This window comes from Hymenobacter sp. GOD-10R (assembly GCF_035609205.1).
GTDB lineage: Bacteria > Bacteroidota > Bacteroidia > Cytophagales > Hymenobacteraceae > Hymenobacter.
The window spans coordinates 3,154,727-3,170,930 of record NZ_CP141184.1 but is presented as its reverse complement, the minus strand read 5'-3'; the positions used below and the strand labels follow the sequence as shown (position 1 = coordinate 3,170,930).

Here is a 16,204-nt window from a genome sequence, read left to right as displayed (position 1 = left end):
TCTAGCTATTAGCCTGGCCCTAGGGCACCTGCCTACGCGTCGCATGAAACGGGCTGAGTAACCTAGCCACTATCAGCCCTGAAGCACTCCTTCTAAAAGCTATTCAAGGTTACCTGTATTCGGCTCTAAATCATGAAAAACAGCTGCTTGCTTTTCGTATTGGCCTTGCTGTTCGGGGTAAAAGCCGTTGCGCAAGCCCAAGGGACGCTGCAATCCAACCCCGCTATTGCTCCCGCCGATACGGCCCGGATGGGCTACCTACACCGGCACGGGGTGCAGCGCACAGCCGGTGGGGTGACCGCGTGGTTTCCGAAAGACTCGCTCAGCAGTGTGCGTATGCAGGGCCTTACCGATACTCTAGCGCTGGGAATACAGGCGGTCAAAGACTACATTAAGGCTCCCATGCCGTGGCAAAAATTGCAGCAGCGGCAGCAAGTGACCTTCTATTTCGTTCCCGAATTATTTGTGTCACACGCTAGCGGGGAAGCCGTAACGTTTATTCCATACTGGCGAATCCGGCGAGGTATGGCACCTTGGCTGCATGAAGCCAACCACGAGTTGCTGGCGCCGGTTAGAAAACAGAAGCCCAAGTCGCTACTCAGTGAGGATGAGTCCCCGCTATGGCTGAATGAAGGCGCGGCCGAGTTTATTGCGCTTCAGGTAGCGGCGGCTAACCAGCTTCCTAAGTTTGATTTGTTCCGGGCAGGTACTATCGAGCAGGTCGATAAAGCGTGCTTGCGCCTGTTGCGCTCCGACAAAGCAGCCTACATCCTGTCCTACATCGGTTCGCCGGGTGAAATCCCGGAGCTAGCCCCATCAGGCAATCAGCGCGCTCTTTACGCCCCTACCTTCTACACGTGTTCCTGCTCCTTCAACAAGTTTCTGGTGGCCCGTTACGGCATTGCCACTTTGCTGAACGTGATAGGAGCATATCCAGCTGAGCAGCAGAAGCTAGCCACCCTTACTCAGGTTTCGCCGCAGGTACTGCGCACACGTTGGCTAACCGGCATCAACGCCGCCGCTGGCAATGGTGACAGAACGTTTTTGCCACAGGACTCTGTGACTGCGTTGCTGAAAACGGTCAATCTAACCGCCAGCAAGCTGTCAGCCGCTACCTGGTTCCGCCAGACCATCAACCGGCAAGGGATAGCTACAGCCGCCCGGAAATTTGCGGATCTTAAAAAGAAGGGTGACCCGCGCTACAAGTTTTCGGAAACCGATTTAAATGAGATAGGCTACGACTTGTTGGATGCGAATCGGGTGAAGGAGGCCATCCTTGTTTTCGGACTAAATGTCGAATTCTACCCGTCGTCAGCGAATGCCTACGACAGCTGGGCTGAAGCTTATCTAATAGATAATCAGCCAGCCCTAGCCCGGCGATACTACGCGAAGTCGCTCGAACTGAACCCGCATAATGCCAACGCAAAAGCCGTGTTGCAAAGGCTAACGAAGTAAACGAATACCCATAGGCTGCCCCTTGAAAAGCGCCGGTGATTTCTATTCTAATCTAACTTCTTTCGAGGCTCTCCATGACTACTTCTACCTACGCTCCCGACCAACTACCGCTTACCGCGCCGACCCCGGTGCAGGCTCCCGAGCGCATCCCCACGCTCGATGTGCTGCGTGGCGTGGCACTGCTGGGCATTCTGCTCATGAACATTCCACTGTTTGCCCTACCCGACAATATCTCGGCTCCCTTGCACACCCTACCTAGCTCAGACAGCCTTGACTATAAGGTGCTGCACGTGGTGGCCGTGCTGTTTGAGGGCAAGATGCGGGCCTTATTCTCGCTTCTTTTTGGGGCGGGTGTGGTGCTGTTTGTCACGCAAAAAGCACGCACCGGCCGGCCAGTCACGGGCCTCTACTACCGGCGCATGGGCTGGCTGATTGTCTTGGGTCTGCTGCACGCCCATGTGCTGCTCTGGGAAGGCGACATTCTGTACATGTATGGTATCTGCGGGCTGGTACTGTTCTGGTTTCGCAAGCTCAAGCCTGCCTACCTGCTGGTAGCCGCTCTGCTGTGCAGCGGGCTGAACATGGCCGCTTTCTCACTGTATTATGAGCACTTACGAACCCAGCGGCTAGAATACTTAGCCGTTGTCAAAGCTGAGCAGCAGCACCGGCCCCTGACGCCTGCCCAGCACACCGCCCGCCAGGCCTGGCTTGAAACCGAAAGCGAGTCGGCCCCCGGTCCGCAACAAACCGCCGCCTATGTGCGCACCATGCGCGGAAGCTACTGGACGGTGGCCGCCTGGCTGCGCCCGCACATGGTGCAGGGGCAAACCCAGCTGGTACTAGTGTTCATCTGGGATGCCCTGAGTTTGATGCTGTTGGGGATGGCTCTGCTAAAGTGGGGCTTCCTCACGGGCGAGTGGTCAGTCCGCATCTATTGGGGACTCTTGGTGGTAGGCTACGGTCTGGGGCTACCGGCGGCACTTTATACTTGGCACCACGGTTTCCCTTTCTCGGTGGCGTATATGGAAGCGCACCCGGTTAATGTGAGCCTGTATTCTTATCCCGTGCAGCGGCTACTGCTGCTGCTGGGCCACGCCAGCGGATTGATTCTGCTCGTGCGGTCAGGTGTGCTAGTCGGCGTGCAGCGCTCGCTGGCGGCAGTAGGGCGCCTGGCCCTCACCAACTACATTCTGCAAACGGTGCTGTGCACGCTAATCTTCTTTGGATACGGCCTAGGTTACTTCGGCCGCCTGGCCTACCACCAGCTCTTTTACGTGGTGGGTGCCATCTGGGTGGTGCAACTGCTGGGAAGCTCCCTGTGGCTGCGTTACTACCAGATCGGGCCGCTGGAATGGGTGTGGCGCAGCCTCACGTATTGGCAGCGGCAGCCGCTACGGCGGTTGGAAAATTTATCAACAACTAAGGGCTACACCTACTTAAAGCCATGAAAAGAAATTTGCGGAGAAGGACAAGACCAGTCACGCCGTCACCTCGACGCTGGAAATGCTGGCCGTGTGGGTGCAGCGTGACGGGCGCTGGCAGGCGGTCGTGATTGACAGCAAAAAGCGGCCGGAGAAGCAAACCGCTGAAAACTAGCGCTTCCCGTCACCACATGCTTGCCTGGGCGCTAGGTACCCTGCTGTTGTTTACGTACCTTGGGTAACCTTTGAAGCAGCCCTAGGTTTCTCACCTTGGGGCGTATGCGCCCCCCGACTATGACTTTCCAGGAATTCGTGCCCTCGCCCGCTTTGCGCCCTTATGTGGACCGCTACTGGCTGGTAGAAACGTTTCCTGGCGAGGCATACCCCATGGAGCACGCGCTGACGCCTAACGCATTGGATGGCTTTGTATTCCAATATCACACGCAGGGGCCGCACCTGTTTTGGCAGGCTGGGCGGGCGCAGGTACTGCCAGCCGCTTACGCTTTGCTGCAACCCGTGTCGCCTTGGCGCCTGCAGCTGCCCGCGGCCTGTTGCATTGCTGGGGTATTTTTCCGCCCGGGCGTGGTGCACCGCTGGCTACGCTACCCCATGCCGGAGCTCACCCAAGGGCCGCTGGACTTGGAAACGCTAGCTGGACCCGCCGTGCAGCAGCTGCTAGCCCAACTGGCGGAGGTGCCCGCTACCCTAGCCCGAGTGGCGCTGCTAGAGGCTTTCGTCGCCCGGCGCCTGCCCGTGCTTACGCACCTGCCCACCGCCACCGACTACGCCTTGCGGCTTCTGGTCCAACACCGGGGCAATATTTCCGTTGAGGCGCTAGCTGGTCAGCTGCGTGTCAGCCGACAGTTCCTGGCCCGTCAATTTGCCGAGCACGTCGGGCGCAGCCCCAAGCAGGTAGGCCGCGTCGTGCGTTTCAATGCCGTGCACCAGCAGCTCGTGCAGCAGCCCCAGCCCGATTGGCTTGACTTGGTGTGCCAGTACGGATACTACGACCAAACGCACCTGATCAAGGAGTTTCGGACGTTCACCGGCTGCTCCCCCCTAGCCTATCAGCAAGCCTGGACGGAGGCCGCTGATTTTTACGCCGGCACCGCTGAGGGTTCCATTTTTACTATGGGTCGGCAATAAGTGCGGCTATTTTTGGGGGCGTCGGTTCTCTGCCGACTATCGTTATGCCCCACGATCATGCGCTCGACACCTACTTACCGTGTTTTCCTACTCTACCTGCTGCTCACGTTCTATTGTTTCGGCGCGGCCATGATGAGCGAAATTGTTGAATACCTCGGCTGGCGGGACCTAGGTGCTTACCTCAGCCCGGCCGAGTTTGCTCAATGGCACGCCGGAGCGGGGCCACGGGCTTTGCCCGTGCTGGTGCTGCCTATGGTGGCTGCCACGCTAGCAGCCCTCAGCCTGTTGCGGTACCTGCCCGCCCGTGTGCCCCGCTGGTGCTTGTGGGTAGCCCTGGCCTGCCACGCGCTGGCATGGATAGCCACCCTGCGCTTTCAGGTACCGCTGGAAATGCAACTCGACCAAGGGAATTATTCGCCCGCGCTGCTAGCTGAGCTCTGGCGCACCGACTGGCTGCGCAAGCTGGCGTTTCTAATAGAAATTCCCGTGGTCAGCTACATGGCCGTGCGATTCTTCGAGGCAGAGGTTGTTCCCAGCGCGTCACCTAGGTTCGAGGAGAACTAGCCCGGAAGGGCCACGCATCTAGTTAGGAGCCTATGGTACGGCGTACAAAGATTATAATAAAGCAAAGCTACGGTCTGTGGCTGTTGCAGAAGTGCTACCTAGTAACCGACTAGCACTTCTGCAACAGCCACTTCAATTACCCTATCGCTCTTTCTGCTCCAAACAGCCTTGACTACCTATTTCAACTTTCTGGTCTTGCTACTCCTCACAGCGGGACTCTTCTTTACCTTGTTTCTTTTCGTCGATTTTCAGTTGGGCTATGCCTCGACGTCGGGGCATCAAGTAGAAGCGTGGAGGCTTTTGAGCCTAGTTGCCGTAAGTCATGGAGTAGGCGACTGGTTCTTTGCCCGCGCTATGGGAAAAGACACTCCTGGGGGACTTACGCGATGGGTGACCATCACTAGCCTATGGCTCCTCATCGCATGGTTCCAAGTATAGCGAAGAACCGGAAGAGGAAACGAGTACAAGCGTCACAATGACTTAATGACACGTAGGTAGATCGCAGGAGAGAGCGTAAGCAGTCGTATAAGTCTTTTTTGTGTTGAATAGGCTCTGCTCCTACACTTTTGTCGGCGAGGAACTGAGCACGGTCTTACTCGTCTACACCCGCAAGGGCGAGCACGTCGGCTATATTGCCGCCGCCGAGTAAAGGCAGCTTCCTTACCTATTGGCGCGAACAAGCGAAGCTCACGACGGCACAACTACTATACCGGCGCCAGAAGGAATTTGCCGTGGGCAACGCGTTCCAGCCGCGTCGGGCAGGTCCTTGCGCAATGGTTACAGATCTTTTCCTTTGTATAGGCCCTATGGAAGCTAGTACCCCTCCTTTTATGCATAACGTAGCCGGGGTTCTTTTAGTGGATGAGGACCGCACGAGCAACTTCCTGTCGGAACGGCTGCTGCGCCGCTTGGCGCCAGTTATCCCACCACTGCTGGCTGTGCAAAACTTCACCGCGGGGCTGCACCTGCTCCACCAAATAGTGCCCCCGGTCACCGCCGTCGCGGCAGATCCATGGCTAGTGTTCTTGGACGCGAAGGAACCCGGGCTCCAAGACTTCGAGTTCTTGGCGGCCTACTGGCAACTGGCCTACTGGCAACTCCCCATGCCCAGCAGCACGCAGTCGTGGTGCTGCTCACTACCTCTCTGAACTTGCTCGTCCTGGAGTCTCTGCAGCAACTACCTATTGCCGGCTTTGTACCCAAGCTCCTGACCGAAGTCAAAGCGGCAAACCCGCTATAAACGCACTTTTCCAAGCCTTTCTCTACGATACAACCAACATATCGGTAGCCAAAATGCTTGTACCAAGCTGCGCAGAAACTAGTCGAGGAATACAGTTGGCAAAGCAGTCGTTTACTAGTAATCGTTCGTGAAAAGAACGCGTTAACGGAGCAGTACTGTTGGCACCCATTCACGTGCTAGACACCAGCTAAGTGCAAGCCCACGGATAAACGAAACTTACCTAGGTACGCTGGCTCGTTCCTATTTAGCGCAAGGCTGCTTACTAAATACCCACTTAACGCCTAAGTGGGGCATAGTTGTATTATTCTACTTGCAGTACTTAATAAGGCAAGGAGCAGCAGTAACAGTTGAGCAAAGTAGTAACTAACGCACCTACCCTTATCGGCTGCTAATTCATTTTACACAATCGTTTCCGGAAACGATTGTGGTACTTTCATTTAGGCGTTAGCCAACTTGCTTCTAGCATCACTCCTTGTGGCGACTATCTTCAGAAACAGATAGCTGCTGTAGGTTCCTGAACGACTAGCAGGGATTATACAGGAGAGTTAAGCGTAAAGAAATGAAAATTGAATTTTTCATCTAAAACGTTTGCGGCACCCTTCCTACAAAGCGCCTTTGTACGCTCCTTGAGAGCAGACCCTCGCACACGACTTTCCTTTGTCCCTTGAGATCCACTGACTATGAGACCGTTGCCCTACTTCGCCACCTGAACACAACCCACTTCAATTTACCCTTATGAAAACGAACCTTTCCCCTCTTCTTGGTAGAATCTTTACGCTGATTGCCATTGCTATTGCGGTCTTGCTAGCGACCGTCGTTCACGCGCAGACGCCTTTTCCTTCCTTTCCGCCTAGCAACGTCACGGCTGTGCAGGACCGGGACCAAATGGTTTGGCAGCTTGGCATCACCTTCCCGACGCTACCGCCCAAGCTGCAAGATCCGAACAAGCCGCGGCGAGCCTACCCCTCCAATCCCACCGATCCAGAGGGCAACTGGCGCGATTCCCTAGGGAATACCATCACCCGTTCTGGCTTTGGGCTTTGGAACAACTACGATGATAAGCCCGAAGGCTTGTGGCCCGGCCCAGAGGCGTGGCGCGTGGGCAACTACGCCCCCCTGGATCTGCTAACGCTGAAGAATGGCCGCCGGATTACCACAGCCGCGCAATGGTGGGCACAGCGCCGACCGGAGGTAGTGAAAGATGTACAACAGCAGCTGTGGGGCGTTATGCCGTCAGATAGTGTGCTACCTAGCGTGACATACTCCGCCGTGACTACGACGGGAGGCACCAGCAGCCGACCCTACATGCAAAAAGCCATCACAGGAACCATTGATGTTTCCCGCTATCCGCAGGTACGCAACAAGCCAGTGCTCAGCGCCACCCTTCGCCTGCCGGCCAATGCCAACGGGCCCGTACCGGTTATTATCGTTTTTAACCCTGGTTTTGGCGCGCAGAATACCATTCTTGACACGTACTGGAACTACGTAAGCTCTGTTGGCTGGGGCATCTGCCTGTATAATAATGGGCAGCTGCAACCCGACAACGGAACCGGCCTGACGAGCTACCTGATTGGGCTGGTAAATAAGGGTAACTGGCGCAAGCCTACCGACTGGGGCGCACTGGTGGCCTGGAGTTGGGGCGTGAGCCGTCTGATCGATTACTTTGAGAAGGACCCAGCAGTTGATGCCACCAAGATTGGTCTGACCGGGCACTCGCGCTATGGCAAAGCTACGATTGTGGCGACGGCCTATGAGCCGCGCGTAGCGCTTGCTTTTCCCAGCTGCGGCGGTAGCCTAGGTACCAAGATGAACCGGCGCCACTGGGGGCAAGATGTCGAAAACTCTGGCTGGGACCAGGAATATCACTGGATGGCCGGTGCGTTCTTCAAATGGCACGGACCTAAAACGCCCGGTACCTATTTGCCCCGCAAGATTGAAGACTGCCCGGTGGATGCGCACTCGCTACTGGCGCTTTGCGCTCCGCGCCCGGTGTTCATGAATGGTGGCACCCAGGATACGTGGCCCGATCCATACGGTATCTACCTGACGGGTGTAGGCGCTTCACCGGTGTACACGCTGCTGGGTGGTGCTGGTTTAGTAATGCAAGATCCTAAGCCCATTATTGATAAAGGCTACATTACGGGCGACATTGGCTACCGCTTCCACACAGGGGGCCATACCGACGCGCCTGACTGGCCCGCTTTCGTGCAGTTTGGGCGTAAGTACTTCGGCTCGGTGGTGCTCAGCACGAAGAACTCGCTGGCCGAGAACAACATCCAAGTGTATCCGAATCCCTCGCAAAGCCAGTTCACCGTGAACCTAGGTTCGAATACGGCGCACATCAAAACCATCCAAATGACGGACGCAACGGGACGCTTGGTGAGGCAGCAAGCTGTTGGTGCCGTTTCGAGCCTGGTGATTTCCCGCGATAATTTGAAGGCGGGCGTGTACCTGCTGCGCCTGCAAGGGGACCGAGTGCTCAATCAGAAGATTGTCCTTGAATAACGCGCCGAGGCCGTCAAACCCCTGCCGTGAAGCTGTAAGAGGAGATTTCTTGTAAACGCCTGAATTCATAGGCAACACTCTCGGCTCGCTACTTTCAAGGCATGTTGCTAGTCGTGTGAGCTCTCCCTATTGGAAAGCGTTTCCTTTTTGACAGGGAGGGCTCACACCACTGATTGAATGGTTCGGTATCGCTCTATTTGATAACAAGTCGGTTTCTAGATTTTAATCATGCTTTTCAGCCGGCTTCAGGCATTTCTCCTGCAACATATCTAGGGCTGCTCCCCCAATAGTGTCAAAGTTATGTGCCTTAACAACGGCTTGCTTCAGCGGGCGCAGGTCCAGCAGGGTTTCATTCACGCCAAACAAGATGGCGTGGTAAGAGTGGGTCGGCCGGGGGCGAGCGGCCGCAGAGAGGAAACGCATAACTGGCGCAGAATAAACAGGTTCAACGAAACGGGGGTACGTACTCCAACCAGGTGCTTATTGCTCTACGAGGACAACAGGTGATTACGAAGTAGGCTGGAATGACCTAGTTCGCAATTGAATGATTAACAAGCCTAATCCAAGTTGTTCAGGGTGTTACCAACCCTTGGTTGACGATTATGTTCATGCGTCCGGCATAATGAGTGCTTCATTCAGGCCAAGCAGCATCTCGGCACCAACACGACTTATCCATCAGTGAACTCAGCGCGAATAACTTGGCAACCAAATAAAGTTCAATGCCATGATCTGCCGTTATGTTCCGTCGGCGAGGGAATGCTCCACTATCGCCTTTGCACCCGAATACTGGACCTTTACTGTATTGATTGATAAGCCTAATTCGCTTGCAATCTCTTCGTTAGATAAGCCGCGCAAGATTTTTAAGGAAAATATAAGCTGCTTGCGAGGGGGCATACGCACGATGATTTTTCCGAGGAGGTCAAGCAAGGTCTGCCAGTGCACTATATACGCTGTATCAAGCGCATTGAGACCTAAGCCAAAACGTGCACTCGCAGCCAGCTTGCTTGTATAAAGCTTATTTTTCCGGCAGCAATTCAACAAATGGTTTTTGGTCAGAGCTGTCAAAAATCCCTGAATATTTTTTTCACTGTCAACCTTTTCCTTCACACCCCAGAGCTTTATAAATACATCCTGCACCGCATCCTTAGCCAGTTCTTTATCTTTCAAGAAGCGCATAGCAATTGAAAAGATCAGTTGATGATACTTTGCATAGGCAGCTTCAAATTCGCACGCGGTCATGCCAGTACTAGCTTGAACTGCATGCTTTCCGCTTGCAGATGCTTGATCATACAGAGGGGCTGAGTGAGAAGACATGAGGTCACAGGTTGATGAGTGAGAGCATAACCAAAGGAACTGCCAAGCGCAAACGTTTGCGTTGACAATGAAACAAACTCTGTGAACGTCACAACTGTCAGTAATTCGCAATAAGTAAGGAAAGCTAGGTATGACAGCCGTAACAATGAGTAGTCGTTGTACAACATTACCTTATTGGGGTAAACTAGAAAAAAAATTGGTCCGTAACTACCTATTTCTAAAGTGTATGAGTGAACTATACTGCTCAGTTGAACGCTCATCACGGGTAGAATACAACATGCTTCCCTACCAAGCGATATTGCAGTCCGGTAAGGTCGGCGATACCTGTTAGTATGGACTCGACCGAATCGTTAGGTAGCGCGCCCGAAAACCGCTGCTGTAATGCCTTGCGGTCTTGAACGACAATCGAATAGCCATACACCTCACTCAGTGCACTGATAATATCGCGGAGAGAGGTTTGATGTAGCTCAATCGCATTCTTTGCACGAAAAGCATATAAGCTAGCATCAATCTTTACTTTGCTGATAACGCTTGTCGCTTTATCAAAAGAGACCATGTCGCCGGGCACTAAGCGCTGCTTTGCTAGGGCTCTGCTTTTAGGAAAAGCTAGGTTCACTTTGCCACGCTCTAAGATAACGCGCACGTTTCCATCGCGGGCCGAAAACTCGAACTGCGTTCCTAATACCTGAACGGTTGATGAGTCGTAGGCCACAACGGAGAAGGGTGTGCTTTCTCTGGTGTGCACCACCGTGAAATAAGCTTCCCCTCGCAATTGCACGATGCGAGGAGCATCAGGTGACCACCGCTGAGCGTAGGTCAGATCAGAACCTTTGTATAAAATAACGTGTGAGCCATCCGGCAGCTCAATAGTCCTATTATGCGTGGTGTCGTTGACTACACGAATTGTTGAATTTGCTTGCTTCCACCAGTACACGTTGCCTGTTACTACGAGCAGCAAAACAACGGCAGCTGCCGCCAAATACGGCCAGTACTGCACGCGTTTTACGACTACAGGATGAACTTGAGATTGAGAAGCCTGTGAAGCAGAACCCTGCTTATCTTCTGCTATCTGTTTTTGGATACTTTCCCAAAGGGCGATGCTTTCTCCTTCATCGAGCGGCAAAACTTTTAGTTCATCGACTTGTAAGGCTTGGCGTACGGACCCTTCCACATGCTGAGCGCCCTCGGGCGTATCAAGCCAACGAAGCACTTCTTCCGCTTCCTGCGGAGTGCATTCGTTCCGCAGAAACTTGCCGTAAAGAATGTGGATAGTCTTCATTAAAAAGCAATAAAGAGGCAATATGCGTCGGATAGCGTGGCAATTCCAATTGATCTTAATTGTCCATAGAGCGGCTTGTTGAAGCCCAATGAGCCGTACACTTCACAGCCTGAAAAGGATTAGAGCAAGCTCCAGTTTTTGAATTTCAACTACTGTTTCACCTGGTAACTCGGGTTTGTAGCTGCGTTCAAGAGTCAACAAAAACTTTTTTAAGTACCAGTAATACTTTCCCTCTCGCCGGGTGTACTTCAGCCGAACCGTTCCCGCATTCGGTATGAAAAAACTACTAATCTTAACGCTCTGCCTACCCCTCTCTTTGCTCACACTCGCGGCACCTAGGTCCGCCGTTAAGCACAACCCGAAAACTCGGGGGCAGAGCACCACTCTGAAAAATGCCGTGGCTACTTGGCAGCAGAAATACCACGTCAAAATTGCCTACAATGCTAGCTTGGAAGACGTGGCTGTCGTCGTGGTGAGCACGCGGGAGTTTGCCAACGTGGAGGCCGAATTGGCCTATTCACTCAGCAAAAATCAGCTGGCGTATAAGAAAATCAAGGACGATTTTTTCATCATCACGAGTAAGCAAAGTAAGTCGAAGTTGCCGCCCGATGCAGGGTTGCTAGAGGCCAACGAGGCTGGCGGAATAACCTCGCTTCCCCGCCTTAGGCTTGCCCTTGCAGCTGCGGATAGAACAGTATCGGGGCGTGTGACCGATGAAAAAGGTGATCCTATTCCGGGGGTGACCATCGTGGTGAGGGGTACCTCACGCGGCGGCGCTACCGACGCAACGGGCCACTACCAACTCACGGTACCTGAAGGAGCTACGTTGGTGTTTAGCGCGGTTGGCTTGCTGCGGCAAGAGGTGAGCGTCGGCACCCGCACCACCATTGACGTGACGTTGCGCAACGACACGCAGAAACTCAATGAAGTAGTCGTGATTGGTTACGGACAGCAGTCGAGCAAGACGGTGTCTACGGCCATCACTCAAGTTTCGGGCGAAAACATTGCCCTGCAACCCGTTGGCACACCAGGCGAGGCGCTGGCCGCACAGGCGCCCGGCGTGGAAGTACAATCAGACCGTGGCGGCACGCCGGGGGCGCCTCCTTCCATTCGCATTCGGGGTGGAGGCTCGCTGGGCACAAACAGCGACCCGCTGTACGTGGTGGATGGCTACCCTTTGCAAGATCCGTCGCAGTTCAACCTGATCAACCCTACTGATATAGAGTCGATTTCTATCTTGAAAGACGCTGCTTCGGCGGCCATTTACGGCTCGCGGGCGGCTAACGGGGTAGTCATTGTGACCACTAAACGGGGCAAGGCCGGCAAAACGGTGTTCAGCATCTCTGCCTACACGGGCTGGCAGCAAATCAGCAAACAGCTGAAAGTGTTGAACCGGGACGAGTATATAAAGTACGTGCAGTTTCATGCCACCGCCCGAGCCTATCCTGCTGCGCCAGCGGCTACGCCCTTCACCAACCTTGATCCGAGCACCCTCTCGGACACGGACTGGCAAGATGAAATCTACCGCGTGGCGAAAATCAGCAACTACCAGCTTTCGGCCTCGGGCGGCTCCGACCGGGCTAGGTTTTCGGTTTCGGGTGGGTATTTTCAGCAGGATGGCATTCTGAAGGGCACTGACTATGAGCGCTTCAACGTACGTTTTAACCTTGATGCTAACCTAGTTCCCAAGCTAAAAATTGGTGTTTCGGTAGCTCCGGCTTACGCTGTGCAAGATCGGCAGGCCGCCGCCGGGCAGTTCAACGGCTCGAATGGCAGCGAGAATAACGGCACCCGTGGGCTGCCGCCCGTTACGCAGGTAGCCATCGTGATGCCGCCCACTATTCCGGTTTTTCGGCCGAACGGCGACTATGGCCAGGGCTACAACGGCGCCGAGCGCAACCCCAACGGCACGGCTTTTTACCAAGCCAACCTATTCAACCCCGTGGCTGTGCTGGACCTCAACCAAAACCAGCTCAAAAACTACCGTCTGTTTGGCAACAGCTACCTGGAATGGGAACCGCTCGAAGGATTGCTGCTGAAAACGTCCGGCGGCCTTACCCTCAACGTCGACGAGCAGCACGCTTATATACCCGGCACCCTAGCCACGGAAGTGGCACCGCAGGCCAACCTGTCCACCCCCGTGCTGTCCTCAATATTCGGACGCGAGTCGCAGTTTGTGTCGGTAGATTACCTGTGGGAGAACACCGCGACGTATGCGAAGACCCTAGGTAATCATAGCTTTACCGTGCTAGGGCTGTATTCGCTGCAAAAGTTTCAGGCGCGCTCCACGGCCACGTCCGGTCGCGCCGGCACCTTTGCCAATGCTTTATTAGATAATCCATTAGCCTCTCCGGACCGGGTAGGCGAACTGGATTATGACCAGAATGCCTTTTTATCGTATGCTGGGCGCGTCACCTACGATTACAAGAAAAAGTACATTGCCTCGGCTGCGCTGCGTAGCGACGCCTCTTCGCGTTTTGGGCCCAATAACCGCTTTGCCACGTTTCCGTCGGCGTCGCTGGCCTGGCGCGTCAGTGAGGAGCCTTTTTGGCAGGGGCTTAAGTCTAAAGTCAGCGAGCTTAAGCTGCGGGCTAGCTACGGCGAGACGGGCAACGCCAACATCGGCAGCTTCAATTACCTCAACAACATTGTGGGGCGCAACTACAGCTACGGCGGCGTGCGCACCTTTGGCTACGTGCAAAACGGCTTTGCCAACCCTAGCCTTACCTGGGAAAAGAACAAACAGACGGACCTAGGTCTGGAGACGGGCTTCTTGGACGATAAGTTTGTGCTAACTCTGGACTACTACAGCCGCATTACTACTGGCATGCTGCTGCAACGGGATTTGCCTGGCATTGTAGGTTATGCAAATAACTTCCGGACCAACGCCGGAAAACTACAAAACCGCGGCCTGGAGCTTGGAGCTGTGGCAAACTTGAAAGTGGGAGCGGTGAAGTGGACCATCAACGGCAACATTTCGGGCAACCGCTCAAAAGTGCTGGACCTAGGAGGACCAACAGCCTTTCCAGCTGAGCCAGCCAACTTCGGGTGGAACAACGTCTACCAGGTGAAGGTAGGCGAGCCGCTAGGCAATATGTATGGCTTCAAGGTATTAGGCATATTCAAGAACGCTGAAGACCTAGCTAATTACCCCAAAAACATAGCAGGCGATAAAATCGGAAACTGGATAATTCAGGACACGAACGGCGACGGCGTCGTTAATGAGAGCGACCGTACCAAGCTCGGCAAGGGCGTGCCCGACTTCGTGTACGGCCTAACCCAGAATCTACAATACAAGAACTTCGACCTGAGCCTGATTTTACAAGGGGTGCAGGGCATCGACGTCATTCAGGGCAACCTGCGGCAGTTTTGGGGCAACGCGCAGTTCAACACCATCCGCGACGTGGCTTTCAACATGTTCGACCCAACGAACCCACACGAGGCCAAGTACCCGCAGCCCGGCGCCGGTGGCATTACGCCCGGCAATCAGCTCACCGACAGGACGATGTTCAACGCCTCCTACCTGCGCGTGCGCAACCTGACGCTAGGCTATACCATTCAAGCGGCCTTGCTGCAGCGGGCTAAACTGCAATCGGTGCGCCTCTACGTGACGGGGCAAAACCTGCTCACGTTCACCAGCTACCCGGGCACCAACCCCGAGACGAGCATCAACGCCGGCACATTCAACAACGGCACGAACAGCTCGCTGATCCGGCCCGGCCTTGATCAGGGCGCTTATCCGGCCTCCCGCACCTACACGGTGGGCGTGAACATTGGGTTTTAACCTTTCGACTGACCTTGTATGAAACGATATATTCCCTCTCTGCCTATTGGTCTGCTACTCATGCTGGTGCTTGTCGTCAGCGGCTGTAAGAAGTTCGTCGACCTCACGCCCGACAACAACATACCGGTTTCTGGCTTCTACAAAACCGAAGGGGACATTCGCACGGCGCTCACGGGCACCTACGGCAATTTGCGGGGCATCTATAACGGCTACTATCAGTATACCGAGCTGCCCTCGGATAATACGCGCACCTTCGGGGAAAGCGAAGTAGCTCAAGGTCCCTTCGACAGGCTCACGTGGACGCCCGTTACTACGGCTATTTCGGGTATTTGGAACGATAGCTACCGCACCGTGGCTAACGCCAACTCGGTGCTAGGGCGCATTGACCCGATTCCCTTTGCCAGCGAGGCGACCAAAAACCAGTACATCGGAGAAGCTAAGTTTTTGCGGGCTCTGATGTACTTCAATCTGGTGCGCTTCTTTGGCGACGTGCCTTTGGTGCTCACTGAAATCACCACCGAACAGGAGTCGTACCAATATGGCCGGACGCCAGCGGCCGAGGTGTACGCTCAGATAGAGAAAGATTTGCTCGAGGCCGAAGCGGTGCTGCCGGCTACGTATACCGGCGCCAACATTGGGCGGGCTACGAAAGGCGCCGCCCAAGCCCTGCTAGGCAAAGCCTATTTGCAGCAAAAGAAATGGCCGCAAGCCGAAGCCAAGCTAGCTCAAGTGGTTAACGCAGGCACCTACCAGATTTTACCCGACGTCACCAACGTGTTTGGGCTAGGCAAAGACATCAATGCTGAAATTGTGTTTGCCGTCCAGTACGTAGCTTCTGGGTTCGGGGAAGGTAACTCCTTCGTGCACACCTTCGTGCCGCAGCCGTCGGGCACGAGCATCACGTTCGTCACGGGCAACAGCACGAGCGTTGGAACCCTAGATCTATACAATGCCTTCGAACCCGGCGACGTGCGGCGAGATGCCTTCTTGGGCGTTTTTGTAGGAGCCGAAACCTACTACTGGGCCCGCAAATTCATCTACCCCGTGACCCAGCAAAACGAAGGCGAAAACGACTGGCCCGTGCTGCGCTACGCCGATGTGCTGCTCATGTACGCCGAAGCGCTTAACAACAACGGCAAAACCGCCGACGCTCTGGTGCAAGTAAACCGCATTCGGACGCGGGCCAAGCTAGCTGCCAAACCGGCCCTTTCGCAAGCCGATACGCAACTAGCCATCGAGCAAGAACGCCGCGTGGAGCTGTGCTTCGAAGGGCATCGCTGGCACGACCTCATCCGTTGGGGCAAGGACGTGTCCACAATGCAGGCCTTCAAAGCCAAGTACACGGCCCTCGACCCAGTCAACGCCAACTTGAGCCCCGCGCCCGAACGGCGTTTGTTTCCAATTCCAACCCGTGAGATTCAGCTCAACCCCAAGCTGACCCAAAACCCTGGTTATTGATAAAGAGGAGCTACGGGGCCGCACTATGCTGCGGCTTT

The 16,204-nt window shown here is 54.8% G+C and carries 11 protein-coding genes; 8 read left to right on the top strand and 3 right to left on the bottom strand.

Annotation, left to right across the window (positions count from 1 at the left end; translation table 11 throughout):
* Positions 1–132: 132 nt before the first annotated feature.
* The 6 genes from SD425_RS12685 to SD425_RS12660 all read left to right on the top strand — a co-directional run bounded on the left by SD425_RS12685 (position 133) and on the right by SD425_RS12660 (position 8,331).
* The gene (locus SD425_RS12685) at positions 133–1,455 is read left to right on the top strand and encodes a hypothetical protein (protein WP_324679114.1); all 1,323 of its coding nucleotides are present in this window, start codon (positions 133–135) and stop codon (positions 1,453–1,455) included.
* A 74-nt stretch (positions 1,456–1,529) separates the two neighbouring features.
* Positions 1,530–2,903, top strand: coding sequence for a DUF418 domain-containing protein (locus tag SD425_RS12680; protein ID WP_324679112.1), 1,374 nt, complete (start codon positions 1,530–1,532; stop codon positions 2,901–2,903).
* Between the two features lie 252 nt (positions 2,904–3,155).
* Positions 3,156–4,022 (top strand): helix-turn-helix transcriptional regulator, encoded by an 867-nt coding sequence (locus SD425_RS12675; RefSeq protein ID WP_324679110.1) that lies wholly within the window; start codon positions 3,156–3,158, stop codon positions 4,020–4,022.
* Positions 4,023–4,079: 57 nt separating this feature from the next.
* Positions 4,080–4,586 (top strand): hypothetical protein, encoded by a 507-nt coding sequence (locus SD425_RS12670; protein WP_324679108.1) that lies wholly within the window; start codon positions 4,080–4,082, stop codon positions 4,584–4,586.
* Between the two features lie 830 nt (positions 4,587–5,416).
* Positions 5,417–5,734, top strand: coding sequence for a hypothetical protein (locus SD425_RS12665; protein WP_324679105.1), 318 nt, complete (start codon positions 5,417–5,419; stop codon positions 5,732–5,734).
* Positions 5,735–6,561: 827 nt separating this feature from the next.
* Positions 6,562–8,331 (top strand): T9SS type A sorting domain-containing protein, encoded by a 1,770-nt coding sequence (locus SD425_RS12660; RefSeq protein WP_324679103.1) that lies wholly within the window; start codon positions 6,562–6,564, stop codon positions 8,329–8,331.
* Between the two features lie 222 nt (positions 8,332–8,553).
* Here the strand turns inward: SD425_RS12660 and SD425_RS12655 are convergent, their stop codons facing one another.
* From SD425_RS12655 to SD425_RS12645, 3 genes are all read right to left on the bottom strand, one after another.
* Positions 8,554–8,754 (bottom strand): hypothetical protein, encoded by a 201-nt coding sequence (locus SD425_RS12655; RefSeq protein ID WP_324679100.1) that lies wholly within the window; start codon positions 8,752–8,754, stop codon positions 8,554–8,556.
* 312 nt (positions 8,755–9,066) lie between these two features.
* Positions 9,067–9,645, bottom strand: coding sequence for an RNA polymerase sigma factor (locus SD425_RS12650; RefSeq protein ID WP_324679098.1), 579 nt, complete (start codon positions 9,643–9,645; stop codon positions 9,067–9,069).
* Between the two features lie 259 nt (positions 9,646–9,904).
* Entirely contained in the window at positions 9,905–10,924 is a 1,020-nt protein-coding gene (locus SD425_RS12645; protein WP_324679096.1) for a FecR family protein, read from the bottom strand.
* Between the two features lie 274 nt (positions 10,925–11,198).
* On the opposite strand from SD425_RS12645, the gene SD425_RS12640 reads away from it, so the two are divergent.
* Both SD425_RS12640 and SD425_RS12635 read left to right on the top strand, forming a co-directional pair.
* On the top strand, positions 11,199–14,708 hold the full coding sequence (locus tag SD425_RS12640; protein ID WP_324679094.1) for a TonB-dependent receptor: 3,510 nt from the start codon (positions 11,199–11,201) through the stop codon (positions 14,706–14,708).
* Positions 14,709–14,726: 18 nt separating this feature from the next.
* Positions 14,727–16,166, top strand: a complete 1,440-nt coding sequence (locus tag SD425_RS12635) for a RagB/SusD family nutrient uptake outer membrane protein (RefSeq protein ID WP_324679092.1) — start codon at positions 14,727–14,729, stop codon at positions 16,164–16,166.
* Positions 16,167–16,204: the final 38 nt, after the last annotated feature.